Genomic DNA, 21250 nt, shown 5'->3' on the forward strand with positions numbered 1-21250 from the left:
TGTCAAAAAGTATTAAGCAGGCCTCATGCTGAGAAGATTTTCTAAAATGAATGTACAGGACTATTTGATGTCTTTGTCTGTGATGTGGTGTTGTCGCTGTTTGCAGGAAAGCGTAAAATAAAATTAGTGCCCTCGCCCATTTCGCTCTCGCAAATGAGCTGGCCCCCGTTCATTTCCACAAAATCCTTGGCGATTACCAGACCGAAGCCAGTACCTTTTTCGCCCTTAGTGCCTTTCCTGATTTCGGGCCGTTTGTCGTTTTGAAGCCTTTGGTACCAATCTTTTTCCATGCCCATCCCAAAATCTTTAACCCCCAACTCAATATGTTCGCCTTGCTTTTGCGACCATAAAACGACCTTTTGCCCGTTATCACTAAACTTGATGGCGTTTGAGGTAAGATTTCGCAAAACGACCTTCAACATGGTAGGGTCGATAACAAGAGTGGGTTGCGAGACCTCCATTTCAATAGTGATGTTTTTATCCTGGGCCATTCTGGAAAATTCATCTTTGATGGATTCCAATACCTTGTTCAAATCGCATTCCTCTTTATCCATTCCGACCCCATCCAACTGTTGGTAGGACCATTTCAACAAATCGTTGACCATGGAGACCTTATCGGAAATTTCGTTTTTAAGGTTTTCCGTTATCGGTTTGAGTTCGCTGTCTTCAATATCTTGCTGGATCAATTCGATAATGGTGACCACATTGTTCAAAGGGACTCTTACATCGTGTGAGAGCAATGAGAAAAGCTTGTTCTTGAGTTGATTGATTTTTTCGAGCTCTTCATTTTGGTCTTCCAATGCCTTTTTTGCCATCTGAAGGTCCGCTGTCTGCTTCGCCACTTCTGCTTCCAACCTTTTATTGGCGTTTACCTGCATTTGCATGTGTTGCTCCTCAATGGCCTTGTACTTAAATCCAATGATCAGCGAAAAAAGAATAAGCTGAAAGGTTACCAAAATGGAGGTGGTAAGGAGGATGGGATTGACATCGAAATCATAATACCGTTTTGCAAACCATGTTCCGATGTACAATAGGGCGGCCATCAGAATGGGAGTATAGGAATACAAATAATAACGGTTCAGTTCATGGGAACGAAACAATCGGATACCGGAAAAAATGTTCAGAAGTATCGCATACATCGCCATAAAAGCGGCCATCAACACCAAAGAATCGTTTAACCAACCTATTTGTGCTGTCAGGTGGTTGGTGATGTGCAACACGGGTAGACCAACCACAATTTGTTGGGTTACTTTGTAAATTTTTGATAAAAGCGGATGATTGTCAGCCGTTATGTTGAGGTAACTTTTGGTAAACAGCAAAAGGCCCGAGGTGGTGATCATGGCAGTGGTCAAGGATGCCTTGTCGGCAAGTACCGCAAACTCCCCTCCAAAAGCACCGTTCAAAAAGAAGTAAAGGCTCCAATGCAGGGTAAGCCCTAAAATCAGGATAAAATAGTACAGCAAGAGCCTGTGCTTCAATACAACGAACGAGAGCAGGTGGTATATCCCAAAAACGCCGAAAATCGATGTGAATACAACAGTGGTCAAGTACCTAAAATCAAATTGGTCCATCAAGTAAACGAAATTGGTTAAGTACTTATTTCATAAGTATATAAATAATACCCCTTATTAGGCTAAAATAACCAATTTTCTTCTAGAAAAGCGATATTGCTCCAATTTGAGATCAATCTATCGGTTGCAATACCTTATTGGGTTTAAAACTATACAGATAGGGCGCCTTGTGTGCGTTTCCAGTGAACCTTTTTTCATGTCGTACCAGCGTGTTTGAGCTCAACATCTTTCGCTGGAATCCGCTGCGATTAAGCGATGTACCATAAATGGCTTCGTAAACTTGCTGTAGCTCTTTCATGGTAAACTTTTCAGGAAGCAAGTTAGTTCCCAGTAATTTCTTTTCCAGATTTTCCCGAAGTGTCTCCAAGGCTTTTTCAATAATGGTCTTGTGGTCCATCATCAAGGGTGGAAGCTCATCCAGGGCATACCAATCGATTCCATCCGATAAAGGATCTGGTTTGGGCACTACTTTTTCAAAGTTGATCAACGCATAGTAGGCAACTGAAATAAACCTGCCCAAGAGCCACTGATGGGATGCCGGATCAAGACCGTTCATTTCCAAAATCCGTTTCATGGGTTCTGGGTCGGCACGGTTCGCCTCGCCAAACGTCTGAAACTGCTCCAAATAAATGTCCGTTAGGCCCGTTCGCTCGCTTACCCCATTTTTAACGGCTTCATCCAAGTTCTCATCGCGTCGGATAAAGCCTCCTGGCAGGGCAAAGAGACCGGTGTTTCTGTATTCCAATATCAGTATCTTGAGCTTTTTGCCGTTAAACCCGAAAATAACGGAGTCAAAAGCCAGATTTGGGATATAATCCTCTTGTTGTAGTGTTTGCTTTTTAAAGGTCAAATCGAAATTTTTCTAAATAAAGTACAATTTTACATAAAAACAAAGTATTATTGTAACACTATGTAACAATAGAAAATCAAGGAACAATGAAAAAACAACTATTTGCCATAATGGTAGTTCTTTTTGGAATATCGGAACTTACTGCACAGCACGAAAATGCATTCCCCGTTCAGGTCACCCTCGAAAAAGGGATTATAGAAGGTTTATATGATACCCATACCGGAATCCAAAAATATTTTGGGATTCCTTTTGCCAAACCACCGGTAGGGGAACTACGTTGGAAAGCTCCTCAGCCTTTGGATGCTTGGGAGGGCGTTAAAGAAACCAAGGCTTTTGGTCCACGACCCATGCAGACCATGGTTTTTGGCGACATGAAATCACGATCTAACGGCGTAAGCGAGGACTGTCTCTACCTCAATGTTTGGACGCCAGCCAAACGAACCGATAAAAACCTTCCGGTGCTGGTTTACTTTTATGGCGGAGGTAATGTGGCCGGTGATGCATCGGAGTATAGATATGACGGTGAGAGCATGGCCAAAAAAGGGATTGTGGTGGTTACCACCAACTATCGTCTAAATATTTTTGGAAACTTTGCCCATCCAGAACTTTCTGCAGAAGCACCATATAAAGCTTCCGGAAATTATGGCCAATTGGATCAAAACATGGCCTTGAAATGGGTACAGGACAACATAGCCGCCTTTGGAGGCAATCCAAACCAAGTGACCATTGCTGGGGAGTCAGCAGGTTCCATTGGAGTAAGCGTACAGATGGCTTCCCCACTGTCCAAAGATTTGATCAACGGGGCGATAGGGGAGAGCGGTGCTGCCATTCCACCAACCATGGCTCCAGTGCCATTGGCCGAGGCCGAAAAACAAGGTGCACAATTTTTGGAAAGCGTAGGCATTCAGAGCATTGCCGAACTCCGGAAGCTGAGTACCCGTGAGATTTATGAAATCTACACCGAATCCCAGCGATTTGGATTTCCCATGGTGATTGATGGCTATTTGCTTCCCAAGCCATTGACAGAGATTTTTGCCTCAAAGGAACAGGCTCAGGTTCCGCTGTTGGTAGGATGGAATTCCGCGGAAATCCCGGGAATGGCCTTTACCCAAGGTCCCATTACCCAAGATGGATTTGTGGCCAAAGTAAAGGAGGCGTATCCAAAAGACTACCAAAAAGTATTGGAGCTATATTCCCATGCTACGGCAGAGGAGCTCCAATGGGCCGCTACCAACTTGGCATCCGACCGTTTTATTGCATACAGTACCTGGAAATGGTTCGATTTGCACCGTGATTACAGCGACCAGCCCGTTTATCGTTATTTGTACAGCAAAATAAGACCACCGCTTAGAGATCAAAATTTGATGTCTGGATTGGCAGGGGGAACTGTAGAGCGAAATTCCGATGCGCCACCAATGCCCAAAGCTATTGGTGCTCCCCATGCTGCAGAAATCGAGTACGCTATGGGTAATCTGCACCTTGTGGACGATTATGCTTGGACCGCAGAGGATTACCAGGCTTCCAAGACCATGCAAGAATTCTTCGCCAATTTTATTAAAAATGGAAACCCCAATGGTGATGCTCTTCCTGCCTGGGAAGCTGCGGGAAAAAGCGACAACACCCCGCCTGTAATGATCATCGATACGGAAAGTAAACTGACCGAGGCTACCGATGACGCACGATATGAGTTTTTGGATAAGAACTATAACAACTGATGTTGCTGGGATGTTTGAGTCCCCCTAAAGTTGGGTCCCGGGTAAAACGGGACCCTAACTAAGGGCTTTTTAAGAAGATTGAACCCGGAAATATTTTTTATCGGTTCCCGATACAACCTACGCGATTTTTTACGTCCTTTGATTCGTAATTTAAGTGTCTTGCCTTAGGCAAAAGACCATGATTGCGAACACACTATCGGGGATTTTGGCTTACTTGGAGTCCATGTCCAAAATCATCTACGGCGTAGGTTCCCGACAAATGATGCTGACTCCCTGGAATAACGGAACCGAGACTTCCTTTCTTTTGGTTCACACGTATTCATTTGATGTTTTGCCCTTCCCGCTCGGGAAGTTATATATCCCTTTTTTTACAAGGCATTATCTTATTTACGGTTCAATCAATTAAATTTTTATTTTGATGAAAAACATGATTATATTATTGACATTGGTGTTGTCATTATCGCCCATGGTACAAGAGCAGACCATAACTGCCACTTACAACGGTTTTGAGGATGACACCTATTATTTTTCGGGTGAAGATGGAAACCCATATGAATTCCAAGATGTGGACGATTCCGTATGGGACAGTTTTGATTTGTTGGATGCGTCCACGGTAGACCGTTTGTATAAAGTAAGTTATACCATAGACGAGGAGTTGGACAATGAAACGGGCGACACGTACGAAAGTTATCGCATCACAAAATTGGTTTTGATTAAATAACCATAGCTATTTGAACAGAGTTGCACAGGTTGCAAGCATACATAAATGATAGAAAAAGAAAGTAAAGAAGACCCCTCGGCGAAACGCCTAAAAAAAAGCGCCCAAATCGGAAAAAAAATGTTGTTTGTTTCTCGGTGGGGAGAAATTCTGGACATAGCCCTAGCCGTTAAAAATGAGGGCTATCAGGTTAAAATGTTCATTGAAGATAGGGCATCGCGTGAAATTGGCAACGGTTTTGTAGCCAAGGCCACCGACTGGAGAAAGCATATAGAGTGGGCGGATTGTATTGTATTCGATTATACGGGCTACGGAAAGGAATGTGAAGAATTGAGGGCTGCCGGAAAATTGGTCTTTGGGGGTACCACATATACCGACCGATTGGAGCTTGATCGTAATTTTGGACAATCGGAACTTCGGCGGCACAAGATCAAAACCTTGGCTTCCAAGGATTTTGATTCCTTTTCAGAAGCCATTGCCCACATCCAAGCACACCCAAATGCCTACGTTTTAAAACCTTCGGGGGAGACCCAGGAATTAAAGCAACTCTTATTTGTGGGCAACGACGATCGCGGTTTGGACGTGATCCGTATGTTGTACGCCTATGAAAAATCGTGGGGAGACCGCTTTGGCACTTTTCAATTGCAGCACAAAGTCAAAGGAATCGAGGTAGCCATCGGGGCCTATTTTAATGGAACCTGTTTTTTGACCCCGGTGAACATTACATTTGAGCATAAAAAATTATTTCCAAAGGAATTGGGCGTATCCACAGGGGAGATGGGAACCAGTATGTTCTGGACAACCGATTCCCCTTTGTTCCAAAAAACACTAAAACCCTTTGAACGGACCCTAGCCGAGCAAGGCTTTCGTGGACATATCGACGTAAACTGCATCGTTAACGGGGTAGGTATTTATCCGTTGGAATTCACCTCACGTTTTGGATATCCGCAGGTCTTTATTCAGCGGTCGGGCATTTTGGAATCCTTCGGAGGAATGCTCCAAGGGGTGGCAGCGGGTACCCAAAATCAGATTCAGGTCAAAAAAGGGTTTCAAGTTGGGGCCTACATTGTGGTTCCACCTTTCCCTTATGATGATAAAAAGACCTTTGAGCTTTTTTCAAAGGATGCCGTAGTGGTTTTCAAAAAGGACCAAATGGATGGAGTACATCCGATGCACGTTAAAAAAGTCAACGATCAATGGCTCATCACCGGGAATACGGGGATTGCTGTTTTGGTAACGGGGTCGGGCATTACCATGCGAGATGCACAGCGAAGCATGTACAATCGCATTCAAAACGTTATCGTTAACAATGGGTATTACCGCACCGATATCGGTGATCGTTGGCTGGAGGATTCTGATAAATTATGGTCATGGGGTCTGCTGTAGGTTCTGGTCAACATCAAAAGCAGTTTTTAAAGTGGGAGGGCCCACTGGATAGCTTTACGAAAGCCATGCCAGAGGATTGGCCTCCTTATTTTCAACAGTGTATTGAGGAATCCCGAGATGCCATGGAACTGTTTGTGATCACCGAAAAGAATCGTATCGTTGCGGGTGGCATGGTGTTCGAAGGTCTCCCCGCCGACATGCAGGTATTTGATGATGATGTAAGACCTTATATTGAAAAAGGATACCTCTACATAGGGTATCTATTTGTGGACCAGGCCCACAGAGGAAAACAGTTGGGAAGCCTTTGGTTGACCTGCATTAAGGGGCTTTATGGTGGCAAAGGGTTCTGGCTGACCGTTGAGGAGCCCGGTCTCAGGGAGTTTTATGAAAAGAATGGGTTTACATGGGTGAAAAGCCTTAAGAAAGAAGGCGATTCCGAAGAGTTGTTGATCAGGGAACCGGATTGATTTTACAGACCATGTAATCAAAAAAACTTCAGAACAACCCTGGGTATAAATTTCAAAATTGACTATAACAGGCTTGATGGTGGACAATCGGCTGGAGTGTAAATCACGCTTGCTGTATAAAGGCAATCTTCAATTGGAACATTTCCGCCATCTTTCTGGCCCTGAATTTCGCCTCTTCCGCCTTTTCACCTTCAAAAGAATCATCCAAAGTCGCAAAAAAAAGTGTTTTCCAGCGCTCAAAATGTTCGGCTCGCAAAGGAAGATGGGCATGCGGTGCAAAAGGACTGCCCTTGTAGGTGTGTTCATCCAACAACACGGTTTGCCAAAAACGGTACATCTTTTCCAAGTGTTCGGGCCATCGGTCCTGAATGATATGATTAAAAATGGGACCCAATAAGCTATCCTTACGGACTTTTCCATAAAAGGTATCCACTATCAACTGTATATCTTCAATCGTTGCTATTTTTTTCTTTTCCATCATGTTATTTTTGCTCAGATCAAATGTCCCAAGATGACCAATGTGCTAACCCCCAGACTAAGTATCAATAGGTTAAAAGAGCTTATTGGTTTTAGCTGGGCCAGAACAGCGCCGTTGTAGGCCATACAGAAAATGGTGATAAGAAAAAGCAAGACCATTTTTAGGATCATTCCGGTACTTCCCATCAAAAGGGCCATGGCAGCCGCCGAACCCAAACAGCTCTGGCCTATAATGGCAATGGCGGCGTAGCCCATTTGTCCTCTTCTATATTCCCGAAAAAGTTTGGAATATATATTTTTCGGTACAACCGTACGATTATTCATAATATGCCTATTGCATTAATCGAGCTTCCAATATCTCCGCATTGGGAAATAATATGTTGTTTTCCAAGTGGATATGGCGGTGCAAATCGTCTTCAAATTCCTTTAAAAGAGAGAATGTGACCCGATAGGTATTACAGGCATCCGATGGAGGGGTGTAATCCTGGCTTAATTCTGCTATCTGTCGGAAACGCTCCCCTTCGTTATCGTGCTCCTGCATCATGACCTTAATAGGGGTTCGAACCGTTTCGGATGGTGTCTTGCCGTCACTTTTAAGATCAGATGGTCCATGGAGCATTTTCCGTATCCAAGGAAATAAAACGAGCTCCTCTTTTTTCATATGCATGGCCAATTCACCTGCCGAGGCATGGAAATGTTCCGAGATTTGATGCAGTTCGGGATGTTGTGCACCATGCACCTTGCAGAGTTTGGTGAGGTATTGCTTTAGGACGGGGATTTGCTGCTCTACATAGCGGTGGTGTTTTTTCTCGATATAATCGATAAGTAGATCCAAGGGCCATGTCTTAAAGTCCGGCTGGTCCGTTTTTTCAGAATTTTGCACAGCTTGAAGATCTTCCAGCAGGTTTTCCAGTGTAATTCCCTTTGTGGTTACCACCTCGGATAGGGTGCGGTTTCCTTTGCAGCAAAAATCAATTTTATGGTTTTTGAATACTTGTGCGGTGCGGTAATCTTCCGCTACCAATTCTCCAATTGTTTTTTCGATTGTATTGTTCATAGTACTAGGGGGTTTTTATAATTCGGATAAAATTGTCTTTTTTTAGTTTAAATTTTTTTATCGTTTCAGATAGGTCAAGCCTTCTTCCAGGCCAACGGCCAATTCGTAGAGACTGGTGGTTCTGAGCATGGTGCTAAGATTGTTGCGGATGTCCAAAAATCTATCATGAAGGGGACAGGGTTTATGTTCGTTGCATTCTTTGAGTCCAAGGCCGCAGCCCATATAGATTTTGTCTCCATCAATGGCCTTTACAATCATGTTCAGTTTAACGGTATCCATATCTTCCCGTTCAATCTCAAAACCGCCGTGGGGTCCTTTTACCGAACGTACGATGTTATTTCTTGTGAGCTGCTGCAAAATCTTGGCCGTAAAGGCGACGGGTGAATCTATTTCCTCCGCGATTTCACCGACGCTTACCCGCCTGCCTTCCAATGATTGCAGGGCAATGTAAACCGCTGACCGAATACCATATTCACAGGCTTTTGAAAACATCATAGGAACCTTTTGTCAGTACAAAGATAAACCAAAAAATTAAATAGGACAAAAATGTCTTTTATTATTTTCAGTATGTTTTACCATCTCAATGGATTCAAATATAAACTATTATGGGTATCGATGTAATAGGGCTCCATAAAAAAAATCAATGGTGAAATCGATTCTTGGATAACATCAAAATCAATCCAATGGGCATCAGTATACTCGCTAAGATCAAGATTACCGTATAATTACCGAGGGGTTCCCATTGCATCCATGCTGCTATTCCTCTATAAAAGATTAACAGTTCGGAAAGAACGAAGCCCGAGAAATACCATACAAAGGGCCTTTGGGCAATTCTCATCAATCCATAATAATCCACAAAAAAGAACAGACCTATACTGATGACCCCCAAAAACGTCAAATGCAGATATCCTATGGTCAGGTCCATATAAATGGTGGCCAATCGGGCAAAATAGGGCAGGGCGGTCAGCAATTGAAGACTCATTTTTATGAGCCCAAGAATGACCACTATCCGCATCAGGAATATTTGAAGTTTCGACAAGGACAATAGGTGGATTTTGTTTTTTACAAGGATTCCCAATCGTACAAAGGCATAACACTGAACCAAAGCGCCCAGTCCTGCTGCCACATATAAACCCATTGGCGGTTCGGTCCAAAGCACGGATAATGCAAAAGTGAGTACAATACCCCAATTGACCATCCTGAAAAACTGAGTGAAGCCTTTTTGGGGCAATTCGATGCTCTTTTGTTCCAAGACGAATAAAAAAAGAGCTACCAAAGCGAGCACCATCCATCCATTGTATTGAAAGTGCAGGTAAAAGTAGATAGCCAATCGGTACCAAATGGATTGGGGTCCCAAGGTATTTATTATGGCCCCCAATGCCCATGGGCCTATACTGGAGATTACTAGGTAAAGCAATGCGGCCTTGGCACACCGGAGTGCTTTACTTTGATTGAATTTCGGTTTGATGTTTTTCCAGAAATGGTATACATACACATAGGATACGATAAGAAATAGTGTGGAAAAGATGATGGAAAACAAGGCATATCCCGTAAATGGAAAGGTTAACAGCATTCCTATCAAAGTCCCTTGGGTACACCAGAAGATACGTTGGTATGCAACGGATGAACCTTTTTTTTTCACAAAACAAAAGTGGAGCAAGGTGGTCAGCCCCACATAAACCCACCCCAAAAGTGCAATATGTGAATGGGCATGGACCACGTAACGGTAATTGAATTGAAATCCGAATACGGGAAAGGAGCGAAGCAGCAGGCCCAATAGGGCCGCAAGGCAGAGGTATAGCAATCCAAGCCGTACCTGTTTTCCGTACCGTTTTTTATCCATCATACCTTATATGAATCAACGAATGTATCGATTTTTAAAAATCCTTTCGTTTGGCCTTGTACCTCAAGATTCCAATAGGCAATGCCGTCCAAAGCAATAGAATGGCCATTGAGGTGAGAAAGCCAAGATCGGTACCAAAGAATTTTTTGAAAATGGCTCCCGTATACCCCAAGAGGGCAGAAATATCCAGTTTGAGCAGTATCAAAATCCTGGAAAGATCAATGGGATTGAGCATGGTGGAAACTAGCGAAAATGTATCCAAGGGATACTCCTCAAAGATGATCAATGACATCAAAAAGAGTCCATCGTACACCACGGCCAAAAACAGCCAGAGCAACACCGCATAACCAAAACCTTTGATTTTGTTCTCATTTGAGATGGCAATCACAAAGGAAAGCCCTACAAAAATAAAGGTGAGGAAGGCCCCGGTGACCAACAATAGTGAAAAATCGAAGATGGCATTGCTTCGTAACAATCCATATAGCAGAAATGGGATACCAAGGCCCAAGACCAAACTTAAGGTCAACGAGCCTGCGACCCCAAAATATTGCCCCATGAATATGGAGCTCCTTTTGATGGGTTGGGCCAACAACAGTTCGGTAAATTCCCTTGAATTGTAGTAGTACATCACACCAAAAATGGTTCCGATCAACGGAATCAGAACAATAATTACGTTCATAAGGGTGATCACCGCCTTGGATACATCATTGTTCAGAAACAGGAGTACAAAACCTAGAGCTAGGTAAAACAGAAAGTAGACATAGCTCCAACGGCTGCGTATCAGGTCGTAAAAACTGTATTTCAATATTTTGATCATGGCTTCTTGGTAGTTAAGGCCGCGATGGCGTGTTCAAAATTTATCTCGTTGGTCTGATCTAATAGTTTGCCAATACTTCCCTTGAAATAAATTTCACCTTCCAAGAGGTAGACGATTTCGTTGGCTATTTCTTCCACGAACTGCATAATATGGGAGGTAATCAAAATGGTCTTTCCGTTCGCCTTTTCCTTTTGGATCAGCTCCTTTAAACGGATCAGTGCCCATGGGTCGAGTCCAGTTGTGGGCTCGTCCAAAATAATCAATGGGCTGTCGAACATAAAGGTGAGCACAATATTTACCTTTTGTTTGGTGCCCCCCGATAGGGTGGACAATTTTTTGTCCAAAAACGGTTCCAGGCCAAAAAGGTCGATCAGTTCCTCTTCGGCACTGGTACTGTTTCTGAGGTCCTTGATCATATCGATCAGTTCTTGGACCTTAATGTTAGGGGGAAAATTGGCAATTTGGGGCAGATAATCAATCTGTTTACGATACTTCCATCCATGTTTGATGGGGCGATCCAGCACGGAAATTTCTCCTTTATCGGGAATCACCATTCCCAAAATACTTTTAATCATGGTGGTTTTTCCAGAGCCATTGGGCCCAAGGATGGCATAAATGCGTCCTGGTTCAACGCTGAGGTTGACTCCTTTTAGGACGTGATTTTTTCCAAATCGTTTGTATAGATTCTCTATGGTTATGGTCATGGCCTCATCTGCATTAAGGGTTGGGCATCTTTTAAATTGTCGGGCGTAAATACGGGGGAGACCCTTTCCGAGAAATCGATGATATCCATAAAGAGGCTCCGCAGCAGTACAATGGTCTCGGGGGTTCGGTTAACCACATAGGAAAACAGTTTTACAGGACGGTAGGGTACATCGCCAATACCATCTTTGTCCAAATCGTAACCGGTATAGCTGCTCCAAAAATTGCCTTCGAACACATTGTCGTTCAGTTTACTGTTATAGGAGATGTCAAAGGAATTGTACAAAAAATTATTGCCTTCAAAACGGTTGGTATAGCAGGCGCCTACTACGCGGATGGCCCAGCCGTTACCAATAAAATCGTTGTTGGCATAGGTGATTCGGTTAGAACCCTCAATATTGATACCAATGGTATTTTCTTCAAAGGTGTTTTCTGTGATTTCCGCATCATTGATTTCTTTGAGCAACATGCCGTAGGCCGCAGTCCCCCAGTTTTTTCGAAATATATTGTTTTCCATGGTGATGTGCTTGGAAAACATGACCGCCACCCCGGCGCCATTGTTTTCAAAGGTATTTTTGGTATACACATCGTTGTTGGAGAACATAAAATGAAGACCATACCGCAAGTTGTCCATACTTACATTCTCACTGATGGTGATTCGGTCCGAGAATTCCAGATAGATGCCGTCCCTGGTACCTTGTACGTGGTTTTTGGTCACTTCCACGTCGGTGGAGTACCAAAGTTGGATACCATTTCCTGAATTGTATTCGTCCAAAGCCTCACCGATAATTCTATTGTGGTACACCTTGCCGTGTGAGGATTTCTCCAAATAAATACCAAAGAACAGCTGTTCCAAAACCATGTTCCGTATCGTAAAATCTTTGCTTTGCACCACCCGTATGGCGGCGTTGTCCTTGGTGTAGCTTACCCCAACATTGATGACGAAAAGCCCATCCAAGGTAACATGGTCCGAGGTTACCATGAAGATTTCCCCTTTTTCCTCCCCATCCACAATGGGATAATTGATCCCCTTGATCACCAAAGGTTTGTCCACCAAAATTTCGTATTCACGATACGTGCCCTTTTGCACCAGCAGGGTGTCGTAGGGCTGGGCGAGGGCAATGGTCTCTTTAAGGGAACTGTGCTCGCAATTGCCACATACGTTCCATGTTTTTGCCCAAACCAAAGGCGTCCACAGCAGGAGTAGCAGGGATAGGATAAATTTGTGATATGGGTGGATTGTAGACATGAAGCAAGTGCCGTTTATGAAGTTCTGTGTTGTGATCTCTGAGGGCTTTTTTTCAATTCTGAATTGCTGCTGATTAGGATTCTTCTACCGATTTTCCGATTATTTCAGTGACGGCAATCCGATATACCACCGGCATTTCCGCTTCCTGCAATCTTCCGGAAAAATGACTCAAGAAATGGGGTCGTTCCGCATTTTTATGATCTATGGTACGCTGCACGCCCTCCGCAAAAAGTTGTAAATAATGCTTGGCTCGGTTTCCGGTAAGTTCTTGAAAATTGCCATGTACCTGCACGGATTCCCAGTGACGGAAGGATTCGATTCTGTCCACTTGAAAGGATACCTTGTCGTGCTTTCGTAGGGAGTCCACCCTATGTCCGTTGGAGGCAAAACACAAAATGCTTTTTTCCTCCGGATCAAAATAATAGGTAGAGGGCACAACATAGGGTTGATTGTTGGCAATGTAGGCCAATCGTCCCACATAGTTATCCGCCAAAAGACGTTCACATTGTAAGGGTTTCAAATCTGTCATGGTTTTTTGGTTTACGGTTTAAACCGGTTTTTGATTTCTGACCAAGTGTAAAGTGTACCGCCTTGTTCGTTTTTGATATTGATAGCTGTCTGCTCATTGGCAAAGGCACTGAGGTATTCGCCCATGGGGCTAGGTACATTTTCACTGATCAAATACGTGGCCTTGGTGGCATCCACCAACTCTCCTGGTTGTTCATAGTCGTTCACCAAGAACAGCGCTATTTCGGATTGGTCTTCCTTTTTGAGCTGATTCAGCATGCATTCAATGGCATCAAAATTAAAAACCTTGCCTTTTTGGGTGACCAATTGGGCCGCATGTTGTTGGTCCACAATGGTCATACTGCAAAAGTGGCATCCCACATGGCCGTAGTCGATGGATTTTGGGCCAATGGAACAACTGAGGCAAAGGACCAATAGTAGAATAAATGGTATTAGGTGTTTTTTCATGATATGGATTTTAGGTTTTGAGAGTTCTTCCACCCCATAAAGGAAGCGATTAGGGTAAGCATCATACCTACGAACATAAGCCATCCTCCGGCGGCTGGCATAGAGGTCACATCAAAATTGAGCATTTTTACATGGCCCAATAATGGTGGTTTATAGGTCATGGGCGTTCCATCGGGATTGGTCAACTTCATAATGGCATTGGGATCTAAGTTGGTACCATAGTCTATCAACCAAAGGTTGAAATCATACATGCCCAATATCCCAAGGACGGACATCAATAGGAACCAGCCAACAAACCACTTGTAACTTACTTTGTTAAAGTACCCCAGAATACCGACCAATACACCTAACGTGACCATAATACCGATTACGATGGGAAAGGCACTGAACTCCCACATTTCCTCTGCTTTTGGGAGTGTATGCATTCCAATATAGTGGTTGAGGCCATCAATGTTTTGAATATCAAATTCGTTGACGCCTTGAAGACCATTGATGTGGATGTTCATGCCCAAAGGGTCGGGATACTGAGGAGCTCCCAATACAATGTTCCAAAGTGGATAAACGTACAATCCCAATAATAATAGTGGGCCAATGATCATAAGTAAACTAGCCTTTTTCATGTGTAGTTGTATTAAGTTGTAAACTGAATGTGGCTTTTTGGTGGGTGGGTGTTGCTGGTCTTGAAAAATAAAGCGGGCCGAACCTTTTGGCGGCCCGCTTTGTACAATGGTCCTTCAATCTACATTATTCTCCTAGGGACCATTTTAATTCTACATTCGAGTTGGCTGGGGATACGCGAACATATCCTTGCATCTCTTGGTGCAATGCCGAACAGAAATCCGTACAGTAGAAGGGCCATACGCCAACCTGCTTGGGTTCCCAGACCGAGGTTTTCGTCTGTCCGGGCATAATCAACAACTCGGAGGTGTTCTGGCCGATCATGGCAAAGCCATGGGGTACATCAAAATCCTGTTCGTGGTTGGTGATATGGAAATACACCTTATCGCCTACTTTGATCCCTTCAATGTTATCCGGAGTAAAGTGACTTCGGATAGTGGACATGTAGATATGCACCTCGTTGCCATCCCGCACCACTTTGGCATCTACGGGTGATTTTACGGCGTAAGGGTGTTCGTTTTCATCCAATCGATAGATTTTCTTTGATTTTGGGGCTAAAATGTCGGCCGGTATCCCAGCGGCATAATGGGGCTCCCCATGAGTTGGAAAATCATAGATCAATTCCATTTTATCCCCGGAGATATCGTAAATCTGTGCCGAGTGCTCCATTTCTGGGCCAGTGGGCAGATATCGGTCTTTGGTGATCTTGTTCATGGCCACTACGTATTTGCCGAATGGCTTTCTGGAGTTACCACCGGGAATCATCAAGTGACCCACGGAGTAGTAGGTGGGCTTTCTGTCGATCACTTCCCAGGTTCCCAATTTCCATTTCACGACCTCCGAAGAGATGAAGAACGTGGTGTACGCATTTCCCTTGCCATCAAACTCGGTATGCAATGGCCCAAGGCCACCACTCTTTACCTGTCCTGCCAAAACATCTTCAAAACTCAGGATGGGAATACCATAGGCCTCACCATCAAATTTTTCGCCTTCAATGGCCGCAATCATCTTATCAAAGGAGTGTACAGTCAAGTCTGCGGAGAGTTTCCCGTTTCCGATAATATACTGGCCACTTGGGTCCACATCACAACCGTGTGGCGACTTAGGTGTGGGCAAAAAGTACACTGCTCCGGGCACTTTTAGGGGATCCACGGTCAAGACTTCTTTTTTCATGGTCGTTGTGGCCGTGTGACTGCCTTCGTCATACAAGTTGTGTGCATAATTGGCGGGCATTTTGGTGCCACCGCCATTGTTCACGTATTCCTCGATTTTCTTCCAGTTGACCGCAGCAATAAAATCCTTGTCGTTTTGGGAGGCGTTCACCTCTTGTAGGGTGTGCGCTTCCTCGGTATTGTAGGTAGTGAAAAAGAACCAACCATGGGATTTTCCCCTACCAGGGTGGGAGAGGTCGTAGTTGAAACCGGGCATCAATAATTGGAATTTGAGGTCCATGTGACCATGCTCTGGGTCTACACTGATAAAGGACAAAGACCCTTTAAAATTGCTCTTGTACTCATTAATGGGCATATCCCGTTGCGGAATGGGCACAGAAAAACGCGTTCCGGCCACCACATACTCTGTATTTTCCGTAATAAAGGAAGAACTGTGGTTACCCGCACTATTGGGTACTTCGATGATTTCCTCAGTTTCAAAAGTGCTCAGATTGATACGTGCTATCCTTGGGGTGTTGTTACCGTTAATAAAGATCCATCGACCGTCCAATTCCCCATTGGTCTGGGAAATGTCAGGGTGGTGGGCATCATCCCATGGCACAAAACCATGAGAGGTGTTGAGCATAGGTTTGGTTTCTTCTGAATATCCGTATCCGGATGTTGGGAATTGGGAAAAAACAGGAATTTCCTTGAACATTCGTCCAGAAGGCAATCCATACACGGTAAGGTTCCCACTATATCCTCCTGATAAAAAGGCATAGTATTCGTCCTGCTCACCAGGAGCTACATATACTTTTTCGGCAGCACTCGAAGAGAGCGCCCCATTGGAACTTTGATTCTGTTGACCACAAGACGCCAGCATCAGTGCCGCACCCAAGGTCAATATAAAAGGGTTTTTGATTTTCATTGTATCTAGTTTTACTTGTTTTTGATTTATTATTGGCTAGGAGGCAAGATGACCTTGTCCACCACATGTACAATTCCGTTACCGGCGGAAACACTCGCAATAATCTTTGCGCCACCGACATAGACTTCATTGTCCTTGACTTCGACCGCTACATTTTGATTATTGGCCTGGCCCAGCTTTTTGAAATTCTTCAAAAAGTCTTTTGAGTAGTTCCCGGGGGTCACGTGATACTTCAGGATATTGGCCAAAGCATCTTTGTTTTCCGGTTTTAGGAGGTCTTCCACTGTCCCAGGGGGGAGCGCATCAAATGCAGCATTGGTAGGGGCAAAAACCATCAATGGTCCAGCATTCACCAATGCATTTTCCAGTTCGGCGGCCTGTACTGCGGCCACGAGCGTACTGTGATCGGATGACTTCAAGGCAATTTGAAGTATATTCGGCGTAGATGCCTCATCTTCAATAAAGGCCTGTCCCTTGTTGCTTTCCAGAACAGCTTCGTCCTGGGTTGGATTCGTTACCTCTTTTTTCTCTTGAGATTCATTTTTGCAGCTTCCGAGGATTACGGACAGGGCTAATAATCCAAGCATGCTAAGTTTTAAGGTTGATTTCATAAAGTCTATTTTAAAGTTCTAAAGTATTCGAGGATTGCTCTTGCCTGATCTTCGGTAAGTCCTTGGTTGGACATGGGCGATCCATTGAATTCCTTTAAAAGATCATTGGCCAAAGGGTCTTTTTGAACCATTTCTTGTGGATTCAAAATCATGTTCATTACCCATTCCGGGGTCCTTCTTTCCAAAATGCCATTGGGCGGTGGACCGATGAATTTTTTTCCGATCCTATGGCAGGCCAAGCACATTTGGTCATACACTTTTTTGCCCTCTGCCGCCATGGCTTGGTCGATTTCCGGGTCTAGGTCAACCGATTTAACGGGCCCTACACCTTTGGTGGACAGGTCGACCCTTTCGGAAGCTTTTACCACATCGGTTGAGGTCTGGGCGGGCTGTTCCGTGGGAGCCTTTTTGCGTTCCACGCTAAAACCCTCATCCTTTTTTGATTCTTTTTTTCCTCCACATGCCATCATGATGAGGGCGAGTAGAAGTGTTATTCCTTTTATGGTTGCTTTCATGGCATAAATGATTATGAATTATGGTTCAAAAGTATAGTGGTCAAAACACCTATAACATGATTTAAGTCATAAAAAGGATAAAAATATCTTTTAATCTTTGATTTCGATTTAAAACAATGCTTTCCAACTCATCAAAATATGCCATAAAAGGAGTGCTATATCTGGCGCTGAACTCCGATGAGGACCATAAGATCATGGTGAGGGATATTTTTGATGCCGTTCATGTTCCCGAAGCTTATTTGGCCAAATTACTACAGGAGCTTTCCAAGAAAGGGGTTATTTCTTCCATGCGAGGCCCCAAGGGAGGTTTTTATCTCAGTGAGGAAGACCGAAAGGGTACCTTGATGGATATCGTTCGCGTTATTGATGGCGAGAAAAGGGTACATTCCTGTGTTATGGGCAGTCGAAGCTGTGATGTGGACAATCCATGCGTACTCCACAAACATGTGGGGGACGCAACTTCCAACTTCATCAAGGTGTTGGAGCAGACCACCATTCTCGACCTAATTGAAGGAAAGCGCGATGTGGAAGAATTTTTTCCATCTTAGTCAAAGTGATGTAAAAACCATCGACTTCCCGTATTTTTGTGTGGAATCTTGCAATCGATTTCAATGTACGACCAAAGTCTGCCATCGAAATGTTATTCTAAAATATATACTTTGAAGTCGGTTTTTTGGATGAACAGATTCAAAAACCTTTATTGAACAAACCTTGCATCATGCTATTTAGGCTCTTATCCATCGCATTGTGCCTCATCTGTTTTTCGGCTAACGGACAGCAATTATTGCCGCCTATCCAAAACTTCCGATTATTGGACTACAATGGGGGCAGTAAAAATTGGGATGTTTCTGTCAACACCAATGGAGAACTCTTTGTGGCAAACAACAAAGGTCTTTTGCATTACAACGGTGAGGAATGGTCCCTCAATAAACTTCCCAACAATACCATCATTCGCTCCGTGGAGTGCATAGGTGATAAGGTGTACACGGGTTCCTACGAAGAATTTGGATACTGGACCAAGAATGAGTTTGGAGATTATGGGTATACCTCGCTGACCCATTTGATCAAGGGCCACACCTTTACCAGCGAGGAGTTTTGGGAAATTTTTCCATCGAAGGATGGTAAGGTGATGTTCCGTTCGTTTTCTTCCATCTATGCCTATTCAAACGAGGCCATAACCGTGGTGGAGCCTCCATTTGTGGTGTCGGATTTTATTGAATTCGACAATAGGCTCATCGTCGCGGCGGGGACAATCGGACTTTATGAAATAAAGGAAGGACATCAAATTGCCTTACCCAATCAAGAGCTTCTGGCAGGCAAGACCGTGAACGACATGACCATTTTCAATGACCAGCTCTTGATCGGAACTAAATTGCATGGTTGTTTCCTGTATGATGGAAATACACTAAAACCTTGGTCTGCTCCCATAAACGATGAGCTCAAACAACACCAATTAAACAAGATTACCCTTTTGGACGATGGATTTTTGGGATTTGGGACCATTAAAAATGGGATGTACCTCTACGATTCCAACAAACGCACGTATCGCATCCTCAATCGCGAGTCAGGTCTGCAAAACAATACGGTATTGTCTTCCATGGTCTTTAATGAACAGTTATGGTTGGGATTGGACAATGGTATCGCACGTGTGAGGCTTAACAATCCGATATCCTATTACACGGATTATACAGGAACCTTGGGTATGGTCTACGATATTGCCTGGTTCAACGAAAAGTTGTTTTTGGGAAGCAATACGGGAGTGTTTTATTTTGATGGAAACCAACTCCAGTTTGTTAAGGGTTCCCAAGGCCATGTTTGGGATTTGGAGGTGGTGGAGGGCGATTTGCTCTGTGGGCATAATACGGGTACCTACAAGGTGACGGAAAATAGTTTTGAAAAGATCAGCGACATTTCTGGAGGATACCAATTGATCAAGGTCCCCGACCAAAATGCCACATATGTCCAAGGAACCTACAATGGCCTGGCAAGATTTCAAAAAATGGGCAACGGTAGGTGGAACGTGACCAAAATTCAAGGATATGATGCTCCAATAAAACAACTGTGTTTTGAAACTCCCAACATTCTTTGGGTGGCCCATCCGTACAAAGGTTTTTACAGGGCACATTTCGCTAGTACCGAGTATGACCGCTTGGATGAGCTTCAGGAGTTTATGCACCAAGATGCACCCAGTGAGTACAATGTAAAACTCTACAACATTAAAAACCATATCGTACTTAACAGTGAGGGGCAATGGTATACGTACAATCCCATTACCGATAGGATGGAAGCCTTTGACGAATTCAGAAACTATCGGGAAAAGGAATTGCTCTTTTTCGATGATTCCTATTATTGGTTTGTGGATGATGATGAACAAAAAGCCATCATTTACACCAATCTCAAAGCTGATAGCCTGATGATAACGGACCTTCCGTTGCGCGAGCGATTGGCTCCAGATTCCCAAAATGTGGTGAAGATCAATGACAGTATTTCATATATCACTTTAACGGACGGTTTTGCCAAGGTCACCGATCCCGGATTCAAGAGTTTTTCCAATCTTCAAAACCTTCCGGTTCCTTATTTTGAGGTATTGCTTGATCAAAAGACCAAACACTCGGTTGTTGATGGTCTCGTTGAGATTCCGTTCAAGGATTCACAGGCAATTACCGTTGAAGTGGTATCCCCAGAGTATATCTCACCTCATTTTTACTATGAATTGGAAGGGCCAAAGGAATATTCGGAATATACTGAAAGTGGTGCCATCAATTTTCAAAACCTGCCTTTCGGAGAATATACTCTTCGGGTTGCGACCGCGGGCATGGACAATTCCGTCTCCGAGTTCAATACATTGCGCTTCGAAATTGCCCCACCTTGGTACTTTTCATGGTGGAGCCTTTTTCTCTATGCAGCATTGGGGCTATTGACCGTGTTCATCGTTAGAGGTTACAATAGGAGAAAATTGGACAGGAAGCGTCGTGAATTGGAAGAGCGGATGGTCAGGGAGCAAAAAGAGCGTATGGCCAAGCTGGAAAAGGAGGAACTCGCCAAGGAAATCAAACTGAAAAAGAACGAGCTGGCCAGCACCACCTTGAACATCGCCCGAAAAAACGAGATGATGTTGGAATTAAAGAACATGTTGGTGATGAACAAGGATAAGTTTCCGAATTCCCAGCGGTACCGATCTTTTATCAAGCAGCTTAATAGTTCCATTGAGGATAAGGAAGATTGGAAACGTTTCGAGGTTAATTTTAAGGAGCTACATCAGGATTTTTTCGAAAGATTGCTCAAATCCTATCCTTCCTTGACTCCAAAAGATCTTAAACTATGCGCCTACCTGAAGATGAACCTGACCACAAAGGAGATTGCACCATTAATGGGAATTACCATAAGGGGTGTTGAAATACATCGCTATCGCTTGCGGAAAAAACTGGATATGGACAGTTCGGAAAACCTTTCCAATTTCCTTATCACTTTTTAGGGGCTCGATACTTCTCTTTTTAGTGCCGTTTTAGTCAATTTTCGTACTACATCAACACTACATCACAATGTTAATTCTTTTTACATCAATGCTGCATGGAACTACTGCAAACGTCGTGAAATAAG

22 protein-coding genes are annotated in these 21250 nt (G+C 43.8%); 6 read left to right on the forward strand and 16 right to left on the reverse strand.

All coding sequences use genetic code 11. From position 1 onward, the window contains the following. Positions 1–41: 41 nt before the first annotated feature. A complete protein-coding gene (locus ABNE31_RS08560) occupies positions 42–1571 on the reverse strand; it encodes an ATP-binding protein (protein ID WP_349350923.1) in 1530 nt (509 codons plus the stop codon). 112 nt (positions 1572–1683) lie between these two features. Further along, positions 1684–2421 carry an NUDIX hydrolase gene (locus ABNE31_RS08565; protein WP_349350924.1) on the reverse strand — a complete coding sequence of 246 codons (738 nt, stop codon included), beginning with the start codon at positions 2419–2421 and terminating at the stop codon, positions 1684–1686. Positions 2422–2507: 86 nt separating this feature from the next. On the opposite strand from ABNE31_RS08565, the gene ABNE31_RS08570 reads away from it, so the two are divergent. From ABNE31_RS08570 to ABNE31_RS08585, 4 genes are all read left to right on the forward strand, one after another. Then, positions 2508–4136, forward strand: a complete 1629-nt coding sequence (locus tag ABNE31_RS08570; RefSeq protein ID WP_349350925.1) for a carboxylesterase family protein — start codon at positions 2508–2510, stop codon at positions 4134–4136. A gap of 418 nt (positions 4137–4554) precedes the next feature. Beyond that, positions 4555–4857, forward strand: coding sequence for a hypothetical protein (locus ABNE31_RS08575; protein ID WP_293290634.1), 303 nt, complete (start codon positions 4555–4557; stop codon positions 4855–4857). A 117-nt stretch (positions 4858–4974) separates the two neighbouring features. Continuing rightward, positions 4975–6240: a phosphoribosylamine--glycine ligase gene (locus tag ABNE31_RS08580; protein ID WP_349350926.1), complete on the forward strand. Its 1266-nt coding sequence runs from the start codon at positions 4975–4977 to the stop codon at positions 6238–6240. Further along, complete coding sequence (locus ABNE31_RS08585) at positions 6225–6707, forward strand: GNAT family N-acetyltransferase (protein ID WP_293290630.1); 483 nt, start codon at positions 6225–6227, stop codon at positions 6705–6707. The genes ABNE31_RS08580 and ABNE31_RS08585 overlap by 16 nt, the downstream gene beginning before the upstream one ends. Before the next feature lie 103 nt (positions 6708–6810). Here the strand turns inward: ABNE31_RS08585 and ABNE31_RS08590 are convergent, their stop codons facing one another. From ABNE31_RS08590 to ABNE31_RS08655, 14 genes are all read right to left on the reverse strand, one after another. Further along, a complete protein-coding gene (locus tag ABNE31_RS08590) occupies positions 6811–7188 on the reverse strand; it encodes a group III truncated hemoglobin (RefSeq protein WP_293290628.1) in 378 nt (125 codons plus the stop codon). Positions 7189–7199: 11 nt separating this feature from the next. Next, positions 7200–7508 carry a hypothetical protein gene (locus ABNE31_RS08595; protein WP_293290626.1) on the reverse strand — a complete coding sequence of 103 codons (309 nt, stop codon included), beginning with the start codon at positions 7506–7508 and terminating at the stop codon, positions 7200–7202. A 7-nt stretch (positions 7509–7515) separates the two neighbouring features. Beyond that, positions 7516–8241, reverse strand: coding sequence for an iron-sulfur cluster repair di-iron protein (gene ric / locus ABNE31_RS08600; protein WP_349350927.1), 726 nt, complete (start codon positions 8239–8241; stop codon positions 7516–7518). 57 nt (positions 8242–8298) lie between these two features. Continuing rightward, complete coding sequence (locus ABNE31_RS08605; protein WP_306014320.1) at positions 8299–8733, reverse strand: Rrf2 family transcriptional regulator; 435 nt, start codon at positions 8731–8733, stop codon at positions 8299–8301. Between the two features lie 148 nt (positions 8734–8881). Beyond that, complete coding sequence (locus ABNE31_RS08610) at positions 8882–10087, reverse strand: hypothetical protein (RefSeq protein ID WP_349350928.1); 1206 nt, start codon at positions 10085–10087, stop codon at positions 8882–8884. 31 nt (positions 10088–10118) lie between these two features. After that, positions 10119–10901, reverse strand: coding sequence for an ABC transporter permease (locus ABNE31_RS08615; RefSeq protein ID WP_179384677.1), 783 nt, complete (start codon positions 10899–10901; stop codon positions 10119–10121). After that, positions 10898–11605, reverse strand: a complete 708-nt coding sequence (locus ABNE31_RS08620; RefSeq protein WP_293287461.1) for an ABC transporter ATP-binding protein — start codon at positions 11603–11605, stop codon at positions 10898–10900. The genes ABNE31_RS08615 and ABNE31_RS08620 overlap by 4 nt, the downstream gene beginning before the upstream one ends. After that, positions 11602–12852: a nitrous oxide reductase family maturation protein NosD gene (locus ABNE31_RS08625; RefSeq protein WP_349350929.1), complete on the reverse strand. Its 1251-nt coding sequence runs from the start codon at positions 12850–12852 to the stop codon at positions 11602–11604. The genes ABNE31_RS08620 and ABNE31_RS08625 overlap by 4 nt, the downstream gene beginning before the upstream one ends. 73 nt (positions 12853–12925) lie before the next feature. Beyond that, positions 12926–13381 carry a pyridoxamine 5'-phosphate oxidase family protein gene (locus ABNE31_RS08630; RefSeq protein ID WP_293287466.1) on the reverse strand — a complete coding sequence of 152 codons (456 nt, stop codon included), beginning with the start codon at positions 13379–13381 and terminating at the stop codon, positions 12926–12928. A gap of 11 nt (positions 13382–13392) precedes the next feature. Beyond that, positions 13393–13827 carry a nitrous oxide reductase accessory protein NosL gene (locus ABNE31_RS08635; RefSeq protein WP_293287468.1) on the reverse strand — a complete coding sequence of 145 codons (435 nt, stop codon included), beginning with the start codon at positions 13825–13827 and terminating at the stop codon, positions 13393–13395. Beyond that, entirely contained in the window at positions 13824–14447 is a 624-nt protein-coding gene (locus ABNE31_RS08640) for a hypothetical protein (RefSeq protein ID WP_293287470.1), read from the reverse strand. The genes ABNE31_RS08635 and ABNE31_RS08640 overlap by 4 nt, the downstream gene beginning before the upstream one ends. 124 nt (positions 14448–14571) lie before the next feature. Continuing rightward, positions 14572–16524 carry a Sec-dependent nitrous-oxide reductase gene (nosZ, locus tag ABNE31_RS08645; protein WP_293287472.1) on the reverse strand — a complete coding sequence of 651 codons (1953 nt, stop codon included), beginning with the start codon at positions 16522–16524 and terminating at the stop codon, positions 14572–14574. Positions 16525–16553: 29 nt separating this feature from the next. Beyond that, the gene (locus ABNE31_RS08650; RefSeq protein WP_349350930.1) at positions 16554–17135 is read right to left on the reverse strand and encodes a fasciclin domain-containing protein; all 582 of its coding nucleotides are present in this window, start codon (positions 17133–17135) and stop codon (positions 16554–16556) included. A gap of 5 nt (positions 17136–17140) precedes the next feature. After that, the gene (locus ABNE31_RS08655) at positions 17141–17650 is read right to left on the reverse strand and encodes a cytochrome c (RefSeq protein ID WP_293287475.1); all 510 of its coding nucleotides are present in this window, start codon (positions 17648–17650) and stop codon (positions 17141–17143) included. 116 nt (positions 17651–17766) lie between these two features. On the opposite strand from ABNE31_RS08655, the gene ABNE31_RS08660 reads away from it, so the two are divergent. Further along, on the forward strand, positions 17767–18198 hold the full coding sequence (locus tag ABNE31_RS08660) for an Rrf2 family transcriptional regulator (protein ID WP_293287477.1): 432 nt from the start codon (positions 17767–17769) through the stop codon (positions 18196–18198). 170 nt (positions 18199–18368) lie between these two features. Then, complete coding sequence (locus ABNE31_RS08665) at positions 18369–21125, forward strand: Two component regulator three Y domain-containing protein (RefSeq protein ID WP_293287479.1); 2757 nt, start codon at positions 18369–18371, stop codon at positions 21123–21125. The last annotated feature ends 125 nt before the right edge of the window (positions 21126–21250 follow it).

This window comes from Flagellimonas sp. MMG031 (genome assembly GCF_040112705.1).
Lineage (GTDB): Bacteria > Bacteroidota > Bacteroidia > Flavobacteriales > Flavobacteriaceae > Flagellimonas.